The organism is Paenibacillus sp. BGI2013 (assembly GCF_002843485.1).
Lineage (GTDB): Bacteria > Bacillota > Bacilli > Paenibacillales > Paenibacillaceae > Paenibacillus > Paenibacillus amylolyticus.
In genome coordinates, this window is record NZ_PJFA01000002.1 from 545,795 (window position 1) to 566,810 (window position 21,016).

The 21,016-nt window shown below is 49.7% G+C and carries 11 protein-coding genes; 9 read left to right on the plus strand and 2 right to left on the minus strand.

Going from position 1 to position 21,016, the window contains the following annotated elements:
- Positions 1–378: 378 nt before the first annotated feature.
- Positions 379–1,830 carry a SulP family inorganic anion transporter gene (locus CXK86_RS06285; protein ID WP_076253678.1) on the plus strand — a complete coding sequence of 484 codons (1,452 nt, stop codon included), beginning with the start codon at positions 379–381 and terminating at the stop codon, positions 1,828–1,830.
- A gap of 1,168 nt (positions 1,831–2,998) precedes the next feature.
- Positions 2,999–4,603 carry a DEAD/DEAH box helicase gene (locus tag CXK86_RS06290; RefSeq protein ID WP_036667827.1) on the plus strand — a complete coding sequence of 535 codons (1,605 nt, stop codon included), beginning with the start codon at positions 2,999–3,001 and terminating at the stop codon, positions 4,601–4,603.
- 489 nt (positions 4,604–5,092) lie between these two features.
- Here CXK86_RS06290 and CXK86_RS06295 read toward each other — a convergent pair whose 3' ends face one another.
- Positions 5,093–6,025, minus strand: a complete 933-nt coding sequence (locus tag CXK86_RS06295; protein WP_076253677.1) for a hypothetical protein — start codon at positions 6,023–6,025, stop codon at positions 5,093–5,095.
- A 2-nt stretch (positions 6,026–6,027) separates the two neighbouring features.
- Positions 6,028–6,171, minus strand: coding sequence for a hypothetical protein (locus CXK86_RS32000; RefSeq protein WP_164783298.1), 144 nt, complete (start codon positions 6,169–6,171; stop codon positions 6,028–6,030).
- Positions 6,172–6,433: 262 nt separating this feature from the next.
- Between CXK86_RS32000 and CXK86_RS06300 the strand changes: the two genes are divergently transcribed.
- The 7 genes from CXK86_RS06300 (at position 6,434) to CXK86_RS06330 (ending at position 20,947) form a co-directional block, all read left to right on the plus strand.
- Entirely contained in the window at positions 6,434–8,227 is a 1,794-nt protein-coding gene (locus CXK86_RS06300; protein WP_076253676.1) for a vWA domain-containing protein, read from the plus strand.
- 298 nt (positions 8,228–8,525) lie between these two features.
- Positions 8,526–11,915, plus strand: a complete 3,390-nt coding sequence (locus CXK86_RS06305) for a tubulin-like doman-containing protein (protein WP_076253675.1) — start codon at positions 8,526–8,528, stop codon at positions 11,913–11,915.
- 1 nt (position 11,916) lies between these two features.
- Positions 11,917–14,358 carry a transcription initiation factor TFIID gene (locus tag CXK86_RS06310; protein WP_101313531.1) on the plus strand — a complete coding sequence of 814 codons (2,442 nt, stop codon included), beginning with the start codon at positions 11,917–11,919 and terminating at the stop codon, positions 14,356–14,358.
- 85 nt (positions 14,359–14,443) lie between these two features.
- On the plus strand, positions 14,444–15,727 hold the full coding sequence (locus tag CXK86_RS06315) for a vWA domain-containing protein (RefSeq protein ID WP_076253674.1): 1,284 nt from the start codon (positions 14,444–14,446) through the stop codon (positions 15,725–15,727).
- 19 nt (positions 15,728–15,746) lie between these two features.
- Positions 15,747–16,394, plus strand: coding sequence for a hypothetical protein (locus tag CXK86_RS06320; protein ID WP_062836882.1), 648 nt, complete (start codon positions 15,747–15,749; stop codon positions 16,392–16,394).
- Positions 16,395–16,484: 90 nt separating this feature from the next.
- The gene (locus tag CXK86_RS06325) at positions 16,485–17,744 is read left to right on the plus strand and encodes a TRAFAC clade GTPase domain-containing protein (protein WP_024632789.1); all 1,260 of its coding nucleotides are present in this window, start codon (positions 16,485–16,487) and stop codon (positions 17,742–17,744) included.
- Entirely contained in the window at positions 17,741–20,947 is a 3,207-nt protein-coding gene (locus CXK86_RS06330) for a GAP1-N2 domain-containing protein (RefSeq protein ID WP_143781305.1), read from the plus strand. The genes CXK86_RS06325 and CXK86_RS06330 overlap by 4 nt, the downstream gene beginning before the upstream one ends.
- Positions 20,948–21,016: the final 69 nt, after the last annotated feature.

Below are 21,016 nucleotides of genomic sequence, written 5' to 3' on the forward strand. Positions count from 1 at the left end.
CTTAACTGTATTAGTACATATCCGGTCCTGTGACTATAATAATAGGTCAGTACATTAACGGACCCGGTTTTTCTGAGAGGGGAAAACCTATGGGCATCAGGATCAGCTCCTTATGTCGCACGAAGTAAGGCAACTGAGGCAGTAATGGAACACCAGCGGTACACACTGGAACGGAAAAGACATGAGTGCATATTAACCCGTCAAGGCTATATGGATGGTTAATAATGATGCAACTCAGGCAAGAGCATACGAATAATGCGGAGAGGAATCCGTTGTTTTGTGCTGTCCTGGGTAGTTGGTTAGTGTGAACGGCTTCCGTTACTCTTCAGTAAGATTGTCCATTATGAGGAATACACGTAGGAGGAACGGCAAGAACATATGAATACTTTAAAACAACAATGGTTTGGCAACATTCGCGGAGACGTGCTGGCAGGCATTACGGTAGCGCTGGCGTTAATTCCGGAAGCCATTGCGTTCTCCATCATTGCGGGTGTTGATCCGATGGTCGGATTGTACGCTTCGATTACGATTGCGATTGTGATCTCGATTGCTGGTGGAAGACCAGGCATGATCTCGGCGGCAACCGGTGCCATGGCGGTACTGATGGTTGGACTCGTCAAGGATTATGGCGTGGAATATCTTTTTGCAGCGACGATATTGACGGGCATTATCCAGTTTCTACTGGGCATATTTAAGGTTGGACGGTTTATTACGTTTGTGCCTCATTCGGTGCTGACCGGATTCGTTAACGCACTGGCTATACTCATCTTTATGGCGCAGTTAACCCACTTCACGGGAGCGAACTGGATCATGTATGCGATGGTAGCGGGTACGCTGGCGATCGTTTATATTTTGCCACGGTTTTTCAAAGGCGTTCCAGCTCCACTGATTGCAATTATCGTGATGACGATTATTACCTTGGTATTTCATCTTGACGTAAGAACAGTCGGCGACATGGGGAATATAACGAGCACTCTGCCGATGTTCCACTTGCCAAATATTGCGTGGACTTGGGACACGCTGATGATTCTGCTGCCTTATTCATTCACCATGGCACTGGTTGGATTGCTGGAATCTCTGCTGACCGCAACCATCGTGGATGAGATGACCGAGACCAAAAGCAGCAAGAATCGTGAAGTGCGTGGTCAGGGTATTGCGAATTTCGTGAACGGTTTGTTTGGCGGCATGGGCGGCTGTGCGATGATTGGGCAGTCGGTCATTAATGTGAAGTCTGGCGGACGTGGAAGATTATCTACGTTTACTGCGGGTGCGTTTCTCGCGATCCTGTTGTTGCTGTTTAGCGGTGTGGTGAAACAGGTACCAATGGGTGCGCTGGTCGGTGTGATGTTTATGGTGTGTATCGGAACATTCGACTGGAGTTCCATCAAAAATATAACTCGCGTGCCGCGGGCGGAAGCTTTTGTCATGATCGTGACGGTAGCGATTGTGGTCTATACCCACGATCTGTCGATCGGGGTCATGGTCGGCGTTGTGCTCAGTGTGCTGCATTTTGGCTGGAAACAGACCAAGATTCGTGTACAGGCGAGCCAAGCGCAAGGGCAGAAAGTTTATTGGGTTCACGGACCGTTCTTCTTCGGTTCTTCGTCCCGATTCGTGGATGAGTTCGATGCAGAGGCCGATCCGAAGGAGATCACGATTGATTTCGGAGGTTCACATATCTGGGATAACACTGCGGTTGTGGCTATCGGCAAAGTGAAGTTCAAATACGCGAAGCTTGGCAAAACCGTGCACCTGCGCGGGTTAAACGAGGAAAGCTCCCGTATTCTTGAACGGAGTGGATTTGCTACAGCTGGAGGGCATGGTTCGTAGCTTGTTTGCAACGAAGGTTGTTGTCCAAAGGTGCATTGTCTGACTATAGTTACGCGGACAAGGTGAAAAATGAACGGTTTAGTAAATCTGGAATTAAGGATCTAAACAAGTAATGAAGTAAAGTTATGAAGGCTACTGTCCTAAAGTAGTGTTGAGTAGACATGCGACAGCCCTGTGTAGTAGATAACATAAAAAGATACTTTCTATCAGCGGCGCACTTTTTCCTAAAATAAATTGGGGAGAGGGCGTCGTTGTTTTTATTAGATTGTGTGGTGTGTACAGTGAAGAAAAGAAAAAGAACGAAGAAGAAGAAGGAGTAGTTCTAATGGTGGTAGTGGTGTTCTAGTAGAAGTAGAAGTAGAAGTAGAAGTTGGAGTAGCAGTTGTAGTAATAGTTCTAGTAATAGTTCTAGTAGAAGTATAGGTAGTGCTGGTTGTTGTTAGTTCTAGTATTTGTAGTTGGTGTTCTGGTTCTAGTAAATGTTGTTATTTCTCTAGCTGATCTTATTGTGCTCAAGCTTGTGTTCTTCAGTGTGTGTAAACTCTAACGAACCTGGCACGTCTTATATGGAGTTATTTCATGTTTTCGTTATTCTAACGAATCTCAGACATCTTATTTTGCTGATTCCACCCATACTGATGCCGTTTCGCGGGTATTCCGAGTAATTAAGTGACTGGAGTTCGTTAGAAAATCCAAACGGCTTTAATTGGCGTAATAGGGTGTCCTGGATTCGTTAGAATTGGTGGTACGTGGGATTTGCATGCAGTTCAATCCTCAACCAATTCACAGAATCAGAGTCATACTTCGAGCCAACACCTTGGGATGTTCCACTCATCATCATTTTCAGAGGGGCTCCTATGGTTACTGTCAAAATCATCCTTACACTCTCTCTCATAACCATCCTCAAACTCACTTGGTCGATACAAGTTACGCTGATCTTGGAATTTTGTGCTACAAGTTGGGGGTGTAACGCTGTATCCCCTTTTGTTTTGCTTGACTAACGTGTAAACTACAGGGTATGGAGAAGAAGAGCAACGAGTGGATTGCTTTTTAAAAAATTCATTTCATAATCATGATTGAACTAAGGAAAACTAGTCTTGATGGCAGATACTGATACTGAGTCATTATGAAATGGACTTATCTAAATGAATATACAGAGGTGTAACGATTGGCAAACTTTGAACAACTGGGCATTCGCCCGGAATGGTGCGAGATCCTGAAACATCAGGGAATCGCCGTGCCGACTCCGGTACAGGAGCGTTCGATTCCGGTACTGCTGGGTGGACGCGATATTATCGCTGAGGCACAGACAGGAACAGGGAAAACGCTGGCATTTTTGCTGCCGATTATTCAGAAAATTAACGTATCCGACCGTTCGCCACAAGCGCTGATTATCGCGCCTACGCGTGAGCTTGCGCTGCAAATTACGGAAGAAGCGAAGAAGCTTACTGCTAACGACGATAAACTGCACGTGCTTGCCGTATACGGCGGGCAGGATGTGGACAAACAACTGCGTAAATTGCAGAACGGTACCCAGATCGTTATTGGTACACCAGGTCGTCTCCTGGATCACCTGCGCCGTGGCACGCTGAAGCTGGATAATGTGAAAAAACTGGTGCTGGATGAAGCCGACCAAATGTTGCACATGGGCTTCCTGGACGATGTGGAGACGATTCTTAGCGAGCTACCACATAAACGTCAGACAATGCTGTTCTCAGCAACGATGCCTAAGGGCATTCGCAACCTGGCGAAGACCTACATGAAAGATCCGGAAGATGTAAAAGTATCTTCCCAATCTGTTATCCCGATCAAACAAATTCGCCAGCAAGTGCTGGAATGTACGGATCGTGGTAAATTAGAAGCGCTTCGCGGCATGATTGATACGTATCGCCCATACTTGGCGATTATTTTCTGTCGGACCAAACGTCGTGCATCCAAGCTGAACCAAGATCTGCGTGAAGCAGGTTATGCAAGTGATGAACTTCATGGAGATCTGTCCCAATCCAAGCGTGAGAACGTAATGAAAGCGTTCCGCGATGCCAAACTGCAAGTGCTGGTTGCTACAGATGTAGCTGCACGTGGACTTGATGTTGAAGGCGTTACGCATGTATTTAACTACGATATGCCGCATGATGCGGAAAGTTATATCCACCGGATTGGTCGTACGGGCCGTGCAGGCGGTACAGGTCTTGCTGTAACGTTTGCAACAGAGCACGACAGACCGGAACTTGCACGTATTGAACAAGGTATTGACCAAAAGCTGTCCCGTATCCAGTGGACAAGCGAAGGTCCAATTGCTTCAACTGGAGCAGCTAGACGTTCCATCAACAGTCAAGGGGATGACGAACGTTCAGGCGGACGCTCTTCCGGAACTGGTAGTGCCCGTCGCGGTGCAGGCCGTAACGATCGCAGAGATGGCGGACGTGGGGGACGTGGTTCCCGCGGTGGCGAAGGTGGCCGCAGTGAAGGCGGACGCAGTGGTGGTCGTAGCGGTGGCCGCAGCAGCGACAGCAGTCGTGGTGCAGCGGGTCAAGGTGGACGCGGTGCGGGTCGCAGTGGCGACGAGCGCAGCGCAGGTCGTGGTTCCGCGCGCAGCAGCGACAGCAGTCGCGGAGCAACGGGTCAAAGCGGCCGCGCAGCTAGCAGCGGCTGGGCTGGCCGTAGTGCCGACAAGCGCACCTCCGGGCGCAGTAGCGAAGGCTCTCGCCGTCCGGAATCCGCAGGACGCGGACCGGCGAAGGGTGACCGTCGCGATTCTCGTCGCGGACGGTAAAGCCTTGGCGCAAGCGGCGATGCAGCCGCAATTGCGCAGGCACCATGCCATGCCACAGTGATGGGCATGGCACATATGAGAGGGTTCGGGTACAGATGTACCGAACCTTCAGATCAAGGGTCGCGACGGAACCACGTCGCGGCCCTTTCACCAGGACAGATGATCATTTCCGCTTATTCTTTTTGTCATCTGTGAGTACCTGTTTGCGTGCCTACTTGATCCATGGAAGATGCCATTTAGGTATTCCCCATGTAGTTTTTCCTTTTTTTCGTGTACTGCGTATAGCACGTGGCAGACTGCCATAAAATTCAAAACACCTCATCCTAGACCTAAGGATGGGGTGTTTTTGGATTAATTCTTATATCATTAGAAGCATAACCTTCGATCTGTGGTGCTGACGCGCATGCAGGGATGGATGAAATTGCATTCGTCTATATACAGGGAGTGAGTTTGCACTAAACTACGTTTTTCTTTCTCAATATATCATCCCTACAGCTGAACATCTGCGTATTGATCCCGATATTTCTCGTTATACACCCGGCCTACCGACTCCGCCAGACCCCCGCGTGCCTTGCTCGGATAGCGTTCAATCGTGTGATAAAGTCTCATGAAGCGATCCTTGGGCATAAAGCGGGCGTAGCGGGTAATAAGACTAGGGAATAACTCAATATATTTGCTCTTGCGTACGGCAGCAGCAGCTACGGCTGTAAGTATCTGAATTCCATTGTGGAGCTGTAAAATGTTCACTTCATAGGTTGCGATATAACGAATCGCATCTTCACGGATCAAATCGGGCTTAAGCCGAGCAATCTCACCAATATATTCAGCCAGCAGCCGCTCGAAGCTACGTAAGAGCAAGGGCTTGAGCTGCAGATCCATATCACTGCGTAGGACAAAGGATTGTAACAGCGCAACCTGTTGCAGTCGAATCCGGTCATTGTAGACGAGTGAGCCGATCTCGCGGAGCATCTCATAGGCAAGTGCTTCATCCTGTTTTCGAGCTTCGGCGACCAGAGCCCAATTGCGGTTAATACCCTGGCGGATGAGTTCCTCATCCTGTTGTAACGTGCGCTTCAACTCGCGCTGCTGCTCTACCTCGAATGAACGTTTCTGCATGAAGATCAGTAAGGCCAGAAGCAACAGGGAAACGCTGGCTGCCGCCATGGTCTGATCTATGGTCTCACCGAAATAGGTAGCAGCTACACCGAACAATGTCGTAATGAACAAGTCGCGTGCAATCCGGCGTTTTACACGGGAAGTTGCCTTCGCTTGAACGGAATTGAGGGTACCCCGGCCACAGGCCGTGCACTCATCTTCCCACAGGCAGGTGTACTGTCCACAACGTGAGCAGACTTGCAACTTTTCATAGGCATAGGTCGTTCGATGAAATGGTCTTATGGATACAACTAGTTTAGTACTCATGCTTAATCACGCTCACCATTCAGAATAGTGTAGAGGGTACGATCCGTGTCTTCCCGGGAGACCGGTTTCCGTCGATGAAGCTGGAGTGCAAAACCCTTTATAATGACAAAAAGAAACAATATGGCGAGGCATCCGTATGTAACCATAATCCGTTCCCTTCTATGGCTTGGTGAACAAGCGCTGTTATATTGCAGTTTGCTGGCAATAACTATATCATATTTCCATAGTTGGTACTTTTGTGCCAGTTCAAGGCATGAAATCGTCGATTTTTGTCAGTCATTACAAAACTGTAACTCAAGATAGGGGTGCTTTTCAGAATTTGTTAGTAGACTGTTAAGATTTCCTTAAGGCTTGACGCCTATAATAAACTATTCCCATTTTAATCTCAAACGTGAAGGAGTACACCCAATGCTGCGGACACGCAAAATACGCTGGCTTAGTGGAACGATGGTTCTGCTGACAATTCTAACGCTACTGTTACCTCAAGCGTTGCTGCCACAAGCTGCAGCGGCTCAGGCACAGACAAGCGGAATCGATGCGGTACTTGTAGCCGATGTAAGTAACTCAATGAATACAAGTGACCGTGACAAGATCAGTAATGAAGCCATGAAAATGTTTATTGATATGCTGCCAGTCCAGGGGGACAAGGTAGGGATTGTCGCTTATACCGATCAGGTGGAGCGGGAAAAGGCTATGCTGGAGATTCAGTCCGATGCGGACAAGAGCAGCCTGAAGGATTTTATTGATCAGCTTGGCCGGGGGCCATATACCGATGTCTCAGTTGGTGTCGCCGAAGCCGTGAACATACTGAATCATGGTGCAGACCCATCCCACTCGCCAATGATCGTGCTGCTGGCGGATGGCAACAATGACTTTAACAAAACCAAAGGCCGTACACAGGCACAATCTGATGCTGACCTGGCAAAAGCCGTGAAGGAAGCACAGGATCAGGGTATTCCGGTGTATACGATCGGATTGAACGCCGATGGCAAGCTGAACAAGAATGCACTCGCAGACCTGGCTCAGCAGACTGGAGGTAAATCATTCATTACCGATACGCCGGATGATCTGCCACAGATTCTGAGTGAGATCTTCGCGGATCATGCCAAACTGAATGTGGTAAAGCTGCCCTCTGTAACGGGAAACGGCAGTTATCAGGAAGTTACCGTGAATGTACCGAATGACAGTGTATTGGAAGCAAACATTTCGATCATGTCTTCGAAGCCGGTGGAAGTGCAATTGACGGACCCTTCCGGACAAGCCGTGGACCTGAACTCGGATGCAGCCAAGCTCTCGACGTCGAAGAGTTATTCACTCGTGAAGCTGTTGAAACCCCAAGAAGGAGACTGGAAACTTCGGGTAAAAGGGGCTCCGAAAGACAGCATCGATATCAACCTGTTGTTCAACTATGATCTTCAGCTCGTTGTGGACCCAATTAAGACCAAGTCCTATACCAAAGAGGACAAGGTTGATCTTGCAGCCAAACTGGAGAATGGCGGTCAGCCACTCCAGGATAATGATCTGTATACAGATATGAAGGCCACGCTGGTTGTGAAAGATGTGGATACTGGCAAAAGTGAAGAACAACCGCTGGAAAACACAGGTTCTGGTTTTGCCGGAACGTTTGAAGTACCAGACAATCATAACTATGAATTAGTCATCCGTGCGGAAGAAGACAGCTTCTACCGTGAAAGTGAGCCAATCACGATCAACGCGAGCGGAGCAGCTGGAAGTGGATCTCAACCAACAACGTCTGGCGGTGAACAGGACAAGCCGTTTCCTTGGTTGCCTGTCATCTTGGGTGTTATAGCCCTGATCGTGGTTGGTGTTGGTGCCTGGTTCCTGATGGGCTGGCTGAAACGGAAAAATCGAGGTTTTGTAGGCCAGATGGTCGTGGAGATTCGTGATGAGAACACGGGAGATAAATCATATCCGCAATATAAAAAGCTGGTATCCTTCCGGGGCAGATTTCATCTTCATCAGTTGTTGCAACTGGACCCTGAGCTGAAGGAAACCGAAAAATATGTATTTACGCCCAGCAATGGGGATCGAATTATAATCCGTAACACCGCAGGCGGTACGTTGGAGAAATCCGGTCGTGCAGTCGATGCAAGCTCAGGCGTTGAACTGAAGAACGGTGACCGACTGAGCATCCCGCTGCAACAGGCGGACAAAACGATTTTGATCGAGTATTTGGTGTGAAGGATTATAGCTAAATGAATGTAAGCTATATAAGTTGAACTAATCCATTTACACGAGAACGCAGAGGACAGAAAAAAGCTGGAGAAGCGGAAGCGTTCGCCTAAAAGCTTTCTGAAAGAAAGCTACATCGGAAGCATAGGCTATCCCCAGATTTTCACCTTTGAAAAAGAGAATCAAAAAATCTGGGGATAACAGCGATCGGAAGTTTGTTCTGTCATCGGAGTGGCAAGTGTAAATATTCTTTAGTTTGAATTATATAGATTGAAGCATACGTGCGTTAATCTAAGGAGGACATGGAATGAAACCGATTGTTAGAGAACATATTCAGCAACTGGATGTATCACTTGGCGGAGGTATTGTCAGTGAGAAGATCAGAGTTGATACAATTGATAATCCCATTCTGATTATTGGTTTGGGAGGAACGGGAATTGATGCGTTGCTGCGTCTCAAATATCAGATTAACCGTCGTTTCAAGCTGCCACAGGACCCGGTATCCAAGAAAAAAATGGACAAGCCGGACAATGTGGAGTTTCTGGCTTTTGAGACAAACGAACAGGATCGTGCCAAAAAGTATAAAGGGATCGGACTTGATCCGATCAATGAATTCGTGTTGCTATCCAATGCCGAAATTGGCGGACTTCTACAGAACCGTAGCGTGCTGGAGCCGTATATTACGGACTGGCTATCTCCGGAACTGAGCATCACGGACGGGATGAACGGTGCCGCAGGTGTACGTCAGGCTGGACGTCTGCTCCTGTTCACCAAGATTAATCAGGTGGTACAGGCCATCGACAAAAAGATCAAAACCTTATCCGTAGGCACCAACAAAAAACTGATGGTATTCCTGCTGACAGGTCTGTCCGGCGGTACAGGCAGCGGCTGTTTCCTCGATATTTCCTATATTGTGCGCGGTATTATCGAACGTGATCACGGCTCTGCCGGGATTGACCGCGTGAATACGCTGGGATATCTGTTCACGCCAGACGTGAACCTGTCCAACAAAAGCTTGAGCGAACACACTCGTGAATACATTCGCAAGAACGGATATGCTGCGCTCAAAGAGCTGGATTACTGGATGAACGTGGATAGCCGCGGTGAGCGATTTACTCAGAAGTACGGCAATATTTTAACCGTTAACTCACCACTGCCGCCATTTAACCTGTGTCATCTAATCTCAGCGACGAATACCGAAGGCAAATTGCTGGAGAACGCCTACGATTACTGCATGAACGTCACGGCCGAGAACATTACCAACTTCATGGCAAGTGAGGAGAAGCAGTCGGGTGAGGAGTTTGCGATCCATGACTATATCAGCAACATTCGCACCAACATTGCACAGATGAACAAGGTGTACCCGGCGAACTATGATTACAACATCATTGGTGCATCTTCGGCTGTCCTGCCGATTGAAGAGATGACCACGTATCTGGCGTATCGCATGTTCGACAAAATGAACACCATGTTCTCCAAAGCACCAAACCAGGAGGATACCGAGAAGTTTGCCCGCAAGCTGGGCATTGATCTCGAAAGTGTGGTCAAGTCCTTTGAAGCGCGCGTGCCAGAGCCGCTGCCTGGTTATCAGAACAGTGAGCGTCTATCCTATGGCAACGTGGTGAAATCACAGGTTGTGAATATGGATACCGAACTGGAGCAGAACTTCTTGGCTCGTGCCCGTGAAGAATATATCAAGGCGAAGAAACAACTGCCGGGCGAGATTGCCGGTCAGTTCACTGAACAGATCCGGCGTATGTTTTTACATCCCGAACAAGGTCCGTTCTATGTCTCCCGTCTGATTTATACGGAAAAAGGTTTCTGTGTACTGAAGATGATTCAGTCGTACATCGAAACGTTGCGTGAGAATGCCTTCCGCATTCCACGTGATATTGAAGCAGCTCAGGAGCAGTCCGAAGAGAAGCTGGGCGATGCGAAGAGTGCTTTTGTCTCCAAAGAGAAGAAAAAGAATGCTTATATTGAAGCAAAAATTCATGAGTACTGGCTGCACGCCGACGTGGAACGCAACGATCAGATGATCGAGTTCTATGAAGATCTGTATGAGTTGCTGAACCAGGAAAACAGCCGCATTTATAACGTATTTACCGAAACGCTGAACGCCCTTAGCTCGATATTCGCCAAGAACGGTGACCTGCTGACACGTGGCGAGGAACAAGCTGATCACAAAGGCAACAAAACATATTACTGGAACGTTGTAAGTGTACCGGATATCGTCAGTGTGGTGGACGGGCTGTTGGATAAACGTGATACAGATGATCTGATCCGTGACTTCTCTCGTGAATTGCTGGAAAACTCCAGCCAGTGGGTGAAAGAAAACGAGATTGATATCGTCAGCTCCATCTCCGACTTCCTGAGTGAGAAATTCGGTGATCTGATTACCCGTTCCATGGAAGATTTCCTGGTAATCAAATACGGTCAGGATGAGTCGGTTGAGAAATTCGTGGAACGTTTCATTGCTGGCAAGTTGGATGATGAGGCTGTTCCGGTGTTTAATCTGAGCAACAGTACGGGCAGTCTGCATTTCCCTTCATGGGGATTTGTATCGGTACCGGCACAGGCGCCAGGCATCTTGAAAGGGATTCGCAATTATCAGAACAATGCGGTAGGCAAATCTCATTTTACCGTTAAGGAAAGTGAAGTGCGTAACCGGATATTCTGGCTGAACACCCGCAACGGGGTACCACTCTTTGTGTATACACCGCTCAAAGTATATGAGGAAAGTTATGAACGTACCATTTTGGACAAAGAAGGCATTGGTCGTCACTTGGTGCAAACGGAGAAAAACAACTGGACCTATCTGCCGTCTCCGATTCCGGAGAAATCATGGGGAGATGTGTACGAGAACGCCCGCGTGAAGCAGTATAACGCCCGTGTGCGTAACGAATTTGAGCAGGCGCTTGGATACAACATTGTGACAGCCAAATCCATTGATGAGAATACAAGCAATCGGTATGCGATTGTGACAACAGAAGCGTTTGATCTGTCTGCCAAACTGGGAGCCTACGACATGCGTCTGACGTCCACCACGCCGAACCTCGGCGAAGTGAAGCGGGCCGTGATCGAGCTGAAGCGTCTGCAAACCGAAGGGTTGCCGCGTGTAGGCGTTAAGGATATTTTCGGAAGTATTAATGAAGATATGGCCAAAGAAAACCTGGTACGCTCTCCGCAGCTGATCGCACGTGTCCGTGAGGAACTGGCAAAGATGAATGCCATCTCGGCCAAAGTTGCCGAACTCGAAGGCATTCTTGCCCAGTACCAGGACGAAGAGCAGTGGTATGACCGCTTCATCGAAGCGTTATATACTGACACCATCGTCAAAAAAGGTGCCCTCTACGTCTATGACCGTGACCCGGAAGAAGACGCATGGGAGCCGTTCGCAAACTTGATGAAGAGCCGTAACTTTGCCGAGTATGAAGTGTTTGGCAACTTCCGCGGTCTGGCAGAGAAGGATCGCAGTACATTGCTGCGCAAAGCCTCCCGCCGCGATAACGATCTTACAGCTTCTGAGGATATCACCCCACTGCTGACAAAGCTGGATGATCTGGCTGCCCTGTTCATGGAATCGCGCGATCGTCTCGAATATGAGCGGGTAGAACTGGCTAACGGAGAAGACATCTATCAGTTCTACAGAACGATGTCGTCCAAGCTGAACGACATTCGCAGAAGGCTGAAGTAAGATGGCGGCCGGGATGGAGTTCAATTCGAACAATACCCTGAAGCGTGATCTGGAGAAGTATGCAGCGCAGTATGCAATAGAGCAGGAGCGTCAAGGCAGCCTGGGTGATGGACGCAGCAGTATCCATTACCCGGCGCTGTTCCTGTTTGTGGGTGATCTGGTTGCACCTGCAGTGTCTGCTGTGCAGGAGATCAATCGGCTAAAATGGGATAACGGAGACGGTGTGGTCTACGTTCAGATTGGTACAGAAGATCAGAAAGAGCATCCGGGTGAAAAGAGGAATATTGGCTCGTCCGATGATGGGCAGGTGACTTGTCACCGCTTGCCTCTGTCCGCTGGGCAGACGGAGCGACCGTCCAAAACACGGCGCAAGGATGTACACCGCAGTTTCCACGAATCGGATCAGGCGCTCTACGATCTGAATCGTACGCTTCGTCGGGTCAGTAACCGAATTGCCGAATATGGACGGTTATACTCGTCATTTGATCGGATTTACGTTACGGTGGTAACCAGAGCGGATGATCCGTTGAATGTATTGTTGCCAGAGCTCACCAAGCTGACGGAGACCATTTTGTCCCAAGCCTTCAAGTCGGTGCAGACGGATCTGCATGTATTGGTCAGCGAGATGGAACAGGTGGATTCCTTCGGGTATGCCAGCGCAGCAGGCCTCGCTTTTCTGCGGGAACTGGATTATATGCAGTCCTTGGACTACACGTTCAGCGGTAAACTGCTGGTGACGGAGGATGGGATCTCCATTCCGGTTACACATCCCGCGTCACCGTTGTTTGATCTGGTATATCTGTTGTCCGACAAAAATGAGCGTGGAACCGGCGTTCCCGGTGGCTGGATCGAAAATGCTGAGATCATCTGCCGGATCTGCCTGCTGAAGAACAGGAAGCAGGATGTAGATCACTCGGGTAGCGTTTCAAGCACGGGAGCGAACACCTACAACAATACATCCTTTAAAAACAATATTCGTACCACCTCTGATCAGCATGGTTATGCCAGCGCGGGTTTTGCCGAGATCAGGCGGCCAAACAAGCCGATTGCACTGGCGGTGTTATATCACCTGTATCGGTATCTGCTCGCACGCATGCGGCAGGAGCCGGATTGGAGCATTAAGGACAAGCTCGCTTTCTTTGGACTGGACGCGGCCTCGGTGGAACGCAAAGTCGAAGGCCTGCTGCCCAATGAAGATCTGGTTAGTGGCATGAGTGGCATCATGACGCATAACGTCAGTTTCTCTGATCTGAAGCCGCTCTCACTTCGTGAAGCGGAGAGAGCGTTGTTTGGACAAGGAGCTGAAGCGTACTTCCGCGATAACGTTGTCCGTCTTGTCGAAGAGCGTGTGCGCGAGCGCAGCTCTAGCGGTTCCCTGCGCCGTCATGCTGAACATTCCCGCGCGGAGCATCCAGAGGTTGGTTACTTCCAGTGGGCGGCCTGGAGTGACAGTGAGCCTGGCAGTGTGCGTGAAGCGCTACTCGGATTGATTCGGGATAAATCGATGCAGCTTGAATCGGCACGTGCTCTGCTGGAGCAACGTCAGCAAGAGCGAGTGGAAGATCAGTCGTTCAAACGAGCGTTGTTCCGTGATAAACAGAATGTGCGCAATCTGATTGACTGCATGCTGGAGCGAGTGTATGTACCAAAGGTAGAATTACTGCGACTGGAAAATGAATTACATCTGCTGCGTATCTACGATACGGAGATGGAAGAACTTCATCGTTTTAGTCGCCAAGTCACAGCAGCACTTGAAGCGCTGGAATGCACACTGCGAGAGACAGCTGCCCAAAGTATCGCCGCTGCGGATGAATACATCGGCCAGAACGTGATGGAGTACTACGGCAAAGTGACGGAAGAGCTAATCATCGACCTGGAAGCCAAACGCGGACGGGATGTATGGTTTGAGGACCGTTACATGGGAGACATGAACCGGCTTGCCACAGAAGGCGATGACCGTCTGTTGAAACGGCTGATGGAGGTATGTCACTCGTTGCTGCTTACGGCCGAGCCATTGCGATTGCCATTTGAAGAAGAACTGTTGCAGCGGGCGAATGTAACGATTGCCTACGGAGATAAAGACGTATTAACCCGGGATGATCTGTTCCGCAGGTTGTACCACACGCTGGAGGATCAGGCGGTTGTTCGGGTCCGGGTATTCGATTATACGCAGGAACATCGGTATGAAGAGAAGTATTTCTTTGGTGACCATCATAGTTCTTTCATGGACTACGCGGCACATGCCGAAGAGACGTCACGTATCTACAAGTTGGGTGTGGTGGAACGAAGTAGTGGCGTGGAGAAGCTGAATCTGATGGGCGGTTTCCATCTGGAGGATCTCATGGTGTATCGGAACGGTAAGGTATATTATGACTCGTACACGGAGAATGGCTATGAACTTCACCCCGCTGGTCTGGTGGAAAAGTTGTCACCCATTCGTTAAGACGCCGGCGGTGTCCTGACACCCAGCACCAATCTTGTATTAACTCAGCCTGTTTACGGCTGGTATGGAAAGGATGCATGTAGACATGCAGCGAAAAATCAATCTTCTCCTGGTCCTGTTCAGCCTGATTGGCGGGGCAGTGGGCTTTGCGGCAGGAGAAATCATGCTGCGTCAATGGCTTGGGGAGATGCCACGTCTGTTGCTGATGGGATTATACTTTGGCGTACTGGCGCTGAGCGTTGGATTGTTCTGTTTGATCGCAGAGATGATCTCACCCAAGCTGAATGGCGCTTCATGGAAGCTCCGGTATCTGGGACTGTCGTGGAAATTGCTTGTTCCGGCAACACTGGCTCTGTTATTTGTTGTTGGACTCGCCCTGCAATTGTTGTATCAGATCAATCCGGGCGGTGTGAAGCAAGTCAAGGACATCGTACTGATGATTGATAACTCGGGCAGCATGAGCGAGACAGATCCGGATAACGGACGCTTTGAAGCAGCCAAGACACTGATCAGCCAAATGGAGAGTGACAAACAGGTGGCTGTCATTACATTTGATGACCAGCCGCAGTTGTTACAGCCATTTATTGCGCTGGATAGTGAAGCGGCCAAGAATGAGGTTTATAGCAAAATCGATGGCATTGTCACGACTTCGGGCGGCACCAATTTTGATGCCGTGCTGCGGGAAGGCATGGAACAGATTCAGGGCAAACAGGACCCGAAACGCGGTACAGTTGTCATCTTGTTATCTGATGGCTTCAGTGAAGCGGATACGGCAGATATTTTGTCCCAATATACCAGTGAACAGATTTCTATTAATACAGTTGGCCTAAGCCTGGTGGACCCATCAGGTACGGATCTGCTACGTAATATTGCTCAGCAAACGGGCGGCATGTACTATGATGTACCGGATTCCGGTGGTCTGAATCTGGCATTTCAGCAGATCTACGATACGATTGATGAACGGACGCTTGTGACGGAGCGTACAGGTATGATGGAGCATAGCGTTTATCTGGCGATTTTCCGTGTAGCAGCCGTGTTACTGATTGGAGTAGCATTGGGTGTGTCACTCGGACTTGTGTTTGATAACCGTCATCTCGCCCTCAGCTTTGGTATTGGTGGTGCGGTGTCGGGTCTACTGGCAGGGCTTCTGCTGGAGTGGGGACTCGACGGTTCGAACGTGGGGGATACATTCGTACGTCTTGGTGCGATGCTCATTTTGTCTGGCGTATTGACCCTCTTCTCCTGGACTGTTCCGATTAAGGAGAACACGCCGCGGAAGAGCAGGGGTCGTCGTGAAGCTGGCGGCGGAACTTCTTCTGCCGAAGGGTTTGGTCAGAGACCAAGAGATACACGCAGCAAAGGATTCTAACGTCGGGAGGTCAATGGAAATGCGGTTTACGGATGCAGACCCTTCGACACCCTTGATTCGAAAACTGACACTTGCGGTGGACGAAGGGCGTTGTACACTTCGCTGGCTCTGGCCGGAACGGGTAGAAGCTGTGTATGTGGAACGGCTGGAGCTGGATATGATGAGCGATGATCGTACCGGGGAAGAGCCTGCACAGGGCAAGCTGAAGCTGTACACGAGAGAGGAATATAAGGCGAGCAATGGTTACACGGATCGGATTACAGGTTTTGGTGCCATCAAGTACACGGTTTATGTGTGTCAGATGCAGGAAGATGGGCCTGTGCTGATCCGTCAACGAGACGAGGACAACATGGTGATTGCAAGCGCAGGGAAGGCGGATATCCGCTTTTCCATTCGTTACAAGAGCGGTTTTTTTCAGAAACGAAAAAGTGTATTGATCACCGTCACAGCGGAAGTACCTGTTCCAAAGGAAGCCCTCTGTTATGTTCGCAAACAGGGCGGGGTTCCGCTGAATAAGGAAGATGGTACGGTGTACCCTTTTGTGAGTGATTTTGCTCCCGGAAGAAATGAGATGCCGCCCGTTGAAGTTGCCAAGGATGATTATGTGCGATTATTCTTCACGGACGGACCGAAATATGGAGCCGCCTATCGGCTTATATCAGACTAGATAGTTGGACTAGCGATTGGAAGGTTACTCTGTCATCGTAGTGCAAGTGTAAATCACCTTAGTCTGACTGATCAGGGGAGGGGAGTGGCTATGAGCTTTTTTAGTCGGTTTTTGAAGAGACAACAGCCGGAGGAACGTCCGCTGTTTTACGATATTGTGTGCCCTTATTGTTTCAGTAAGTTTTCACCGGAAGAGGTAGTGTTCCGCGCCGCCCATCACCGCGATGATGACGAGGACTACGCACTCGGGGAAGATGCGAAGTTGAATCGGTATCGTGAAAGATTCGGACTCGACACGGTATTTGATATGGAGGCGGTATTGGCCCCTCATGATGTACCGGAGGAACACCGGATTTATTCCGATAACATTGTGATGGGTCTGAACGATCGGTATGGTGTCGTTACACGTCGCCGGTTGTGTCCGCAATGTCATAACGAGCTGCCTGTTACGGCAGGTAAAGCACCGAGCAATATCATTTCCATTATTGGTGCATCCCAAGTGGGGAAATCCGTCTACATGACTTCATTAATTCATACATTGCAGCATTATACGGCCGATCATTTTGACGCGGCTTGCATGCCATTGAATGCGGAGATTAGCCGCCGGTTCCGTGCGGATTATGAAGAACCGTTGTTTGAACGGGGGGATCTGCTGGATTCCACACAGAAGGAGAAACTGCAGGAGCCGTTTATCTTCCAATTTGTGTTCAAGGACGAAGATAAAGCGCCGCTGACACTGGTTTTTTTCGACGTTGCGGGTGAAGGTATGGTGGAGCAGGATTATCTCGGACTTCACGGGCAGCACATCAAGAACTCGGCAGGTATCCTGTTCATGGTGGACCCGCTTCAGATTCGTTCGATTCGGGACAAAATCCGCATTAACCTTGGCAACGAGCCGGGAGAGTGGACACCACGATACGATGAGCCGCGTGACGTGGTACTGACGATGTTTGGAGATTTTATCGCATACCAGGACAAAGCCAAAACGAATATTCCAACGGCCGTTGTGCTCACCAAAAGCGACATGCTGCATTCCCTCAAGGATGAAGAGGGGGATTATATCAAATCCAACAGTAATGTCTTCCGCAACATGGTGCACCGCGATTGGTTCGACTTAACCGAGTTCGAGAATATCGACGGGGAGATCCGGCGTTTTATCGAGAAAGTGGATCGCCCATTCAAGGGCACGATGGATGTGTACTTCAAGGATACAGCCTATTTCGCAGTCTCTGCGCTGGGTAGCAATCCGGTGGATATGAAATTGCAGGGTGTGGTTAGTCCGATTCGCGTGGATGAACCTTTCCTGTGGCTCCTGTACAAGCTGAAGTACATTGAGGGGAGAGTGGGATGATGCGTTCTTCCGTAACCCCGCCCATTGAACAACAGCTGTATACCCGAGAGCGGCGCGGGGTGTTTCGCACAACAGAGGGGTTTGATACGGTTGCGGCATCGCCGGGACTGGACCCTTCTTTTATCAAAAAAGTGCTTCACCCCTACTGTGTCTATGACGCTCCAGCGGAGCTAACAGGCCGTAGCGAGAAGGACGAGACGAAGTTTCCGGCTGCCATTCACCTGCTTCATCTGGAGAGTGGAGAGACGATTCTTGGGCAAAATGTGTACCAGTCTGCAGATTTCACCGGGCTGCGAAGTGCCTTTTTTGCACATAATTACGTCTTGTCTCCCGAACGCTCGGAAGAGCAGATGAAGCAAGGCGGCTGGCTGGATGCCGTGTTCGCCACGTCATATGACATCGAACAAGGTACAGTTCTGCCAGCACTTGCTGAATTGCCTATATCACCTAGGAGCGGACAGGGTGGGGCGACCGATGCTGGCGTAGGATCACCAACCCAAGTGCTGAGCACCTTGAAAATGAACGAAGTGCTGTTCAAGCGCCTGCTCTATGCGGTAATGCAGTCTGTAGCGACACGCAGAAAAGTATACATTGCGCTGGACCTTCCCGCAGAGGAAGTGACCGCAGGGGCCAAAGGATTGTTACGTTTGCTGTACACGGCTTTACCCTACGCATTCCGGCGGCAGCTGGGATTCATGACGTTTGCCAAGGAGCCACAGGCCAAGAAGGGCATCCACGTCCAGTTTGTTGAGCGAGGGACGTTACGTCCGAAAGACCGGAATACGGAGAAGGATTTCACCTTTGATCTGGTATCCGGCAGAGTGACACATGCGGATGCATCTGTGGCGAAGTTACCTTATGCAGAATTCGCTTGGGCCTTATTGCAGGAACCTGCGGCGGCGGATGCGTTCTATACGTTTGCGGATGAAATGATGTCCGGCATGGAACCTGGGCGGGAACTTTCCATTGAAGCATATGGCGAACTTGCGGTGTTCTATGGTCTTGAACAAGGCATGGAAGACCTCTATCTGGATAACAAAAGTCATGTCCTGAGTGGCTTGCTGACCTATTTGAAGCCGGATGGTGGATTGCAGCAACGTTCCCGTCTGAACGAGCTGTTCCTGACCTTGCTCAGCAGGGAACTGGACAGCGTGAAGCGTGAGAACGTACCCGAAGAAGACGTCGCAGCTCGCATTGGCGAATATTTCAGTGTTGCCACGCCCGTGGTGCAATCCCGGATTGTGGACTATTTCATCTACGGTGTGAATAATGCCCGCGCCCAGAAGCGTATGCGCGCTGTGCAGGAATTGTATGCTGTGCTGGATCGGGATCCGCAGCTGAATCGGGCTTTCTTTGATAAAGTGCTGGCCAATGAATCGCTTACCAAGCTGTTGTTCGAGCCTTATCTGGACAATCAGCTGAAACGCACGGAATCGGCAGCGAACGTTGTGGAAGTGATCCGAAGATGGGTTACGTCCCATCCATCTGCGATCCACTACAGCTTCTTGCAGGAGCGGACAGCCAATGAGCTGCTTGAACGGTTATGTTCTGCGCCTAATCCGGTACAATCTGCGAATGAAGCCCTCCAGCGTGTTAGCATACTGGATCGGGTATCCGCTGATGTCACCTATGATACAGGCATTACGGCACGAATTGGTCAATCTGAAGCTACAGCCCGTCCTAATCGCAAAGGGGGATCTCCGTCTGCCAGTCAAGATCCGGCATATCAGGAGGAGTTAACCCGCCTTGCAGACAAGCTTGCTTATGTCATTAACCTGTTTATGATTCAGGATCTGGATCTGGATCGGGTTAACCGTGAACAGCTATTAAGCATTGATATTTTGCAGCATGGTAATGAGGTTCGGGATTGGGCGGCACGTCAGGGCTCTGATGTATCTGCTCGAACGAACATGATGCTGGCTGCGAGAGTGTGGCTTAGTGGCGAGGGGAATGAAGAAGAGGCCTTGGAGGCACTTTCCCTGGCAGAACGCAATGAACTTCAACGCTGGACGCGTCGCTGGCTTGCCGGAGAGCTGCAGGCTCATCCGGGGATTGCGGCATATGAAGCTTTGCCGATGGCTTTTTATCGGGGAGGAAGCGGCAGCAATCGGTTGGATTATCCTGGCCTGATTGAATTCATCCGCACCAATGCAAGTCGTGCTGAAGGGCTGTATCCATTCTTCGAATGGTCAGGAGATCATCGAATGTTTGTCCGGGGTTCCAATGCGCATAAAGGATATGCGGATGCGATCGTGGCGTATTTCAAAGCCCATGACCGTGAAGCATTCAAGTCGAAGTCAGCTTTCAAACCGTATTACGTTAGAGCCAGCAAGACAATGAAGCCGGTCTATGACCGTGCGAAGACGGAATTGTCCTCTCCACTGGTGCGGATGCTAACGGGTAAAAGGAAAAATCTGTTCGGATTAATCCTCTTGATCCTGGTTCTGGGTATTGCTGGCGGTACATATGCATGGATGAAAGATTCTGTAGAGCCGCCAGCGGCATCCCCTCCATCTACCCAGGAGCCTGTCATACCGGCTGAACCGGAGGTGCAGCTCGCGGAGCAGATTGCTTATATGATTCCTGCGAGTGAACAGGAGGGTACGGAATTACCTGCTCAACTGGTGATCCGTTTCAGGAATGATACGGGAAGCACTGAGTTTGAGCAAGGCAAACTTCAATTGACGCTGAAGGATGATAGCACTCAGGAGTTGGATGCTACAGGTAAGTGGGAGAGCTTTAATCGGAATGAGGAGCCAGATAACCAAGTTCCTTCCGATGGTGGCTCAGGAAGTACTTCCGAAGGAAGCACGGATGGTTCTTCAGCGGGAAACATAGAGCAGACGGAGGATGGCGATCAGCAGGCCGATCCTTCAACATCGGGTGATTCCACTTCAGATCCTGCTACTGATACAACAACGGATACAGGGACGAATGCACCGTCTAATGCTGGGAGTGGAGACACGGATCAAGGTACGGATGCCGATCAAGCTACTGGTTCCACATCGCCTGACACATCTGTATCCAATGAACAGGATGCGAACACTCCTGCACAGATGTCTATTGGAGAGGTAGATCGTCTCTATCCGTATGGATTGCAGATCGATCTTCCAGCGAATATGGATGCCGAGAGTATTGCCAGTGTGAAGAGTACGCAGGGCAGTATGACTGTAATTCAATTGATGCCTCAGCCGAAGCTGTAAGTTATTTTATATGAGCATGTTGCATAGATTCATTAAGTGTCTTTTGATCCAATAATGAAAAATGCTGAC

Coding starts and splice junctions, on each gene's coding strand:
- CXK86_RS06285 (WP_076253678.1), top strand. CDS start 379: ATGAATACTTTAAAACAACAATGGTTTGGCAACATTCGCGGAGACGTG.
- CXK86_RS06295 (WP_076253677.1), bottom strand. CDS start 6,025: ATGAGTACTAAACTAGTTGTATCCATAAGACCATTTCATCGAACGACC.
- CXK86_RS32000 (WP_164783298.1), bottom strand. CDS start 6,171: ATGGTTACATACGGATGCCTCGCCATATTGTTTCTTTTTGTCATTATA.
- CXK86_RS06300 (WP_076253676.1), top strand. CDS start 6,434: ATGCTGCGGACACGCAAAATACGCTGGCTTAGTGGAACGATGGTTCTG.
- CXK86_RS06305 (WP_076253675.1), top strand. CDS start 8,526: ATGAAACCGATTGTTAGAGAACATATTCAGCAACTGGATGTATCACTT.
- CXK86_RS06310 (WP_101313531.1), top strand. CDS start 11,917: ATGGCGGCCGGGATGGAGTTCAATTCGAACAATACCCTGAAGCGTGAT.
- CXK86_RS06315 (WP_076253674.1), top strand. CDS start 14,444: ATGCAGCGAAAAATCAATCTTCTCCTGGTCCTGTTCAGCCTGATTGGC.
- CXK86_RS06320 (WP_062836882.1), top strand. CDS start 15,747: ATGCGGTTTACGGATGCAGACCCTTCGACACCCTTGATTCGAAAACTG.
- CXK86_RS06325 (WP_024632789.1), top strand. CDS start 16,485: ATGAGCTTTTTTAGTCGGTTTTTGAAGAGACAACAGCCGGAGGAACGT.
- CXK86_RS06330 (WP_143781305.1), top strand. CDS start 17,741: ATGATGCGTTCTTCCGTAACCCCGCCCATTGAACAACAGCTGTATACC.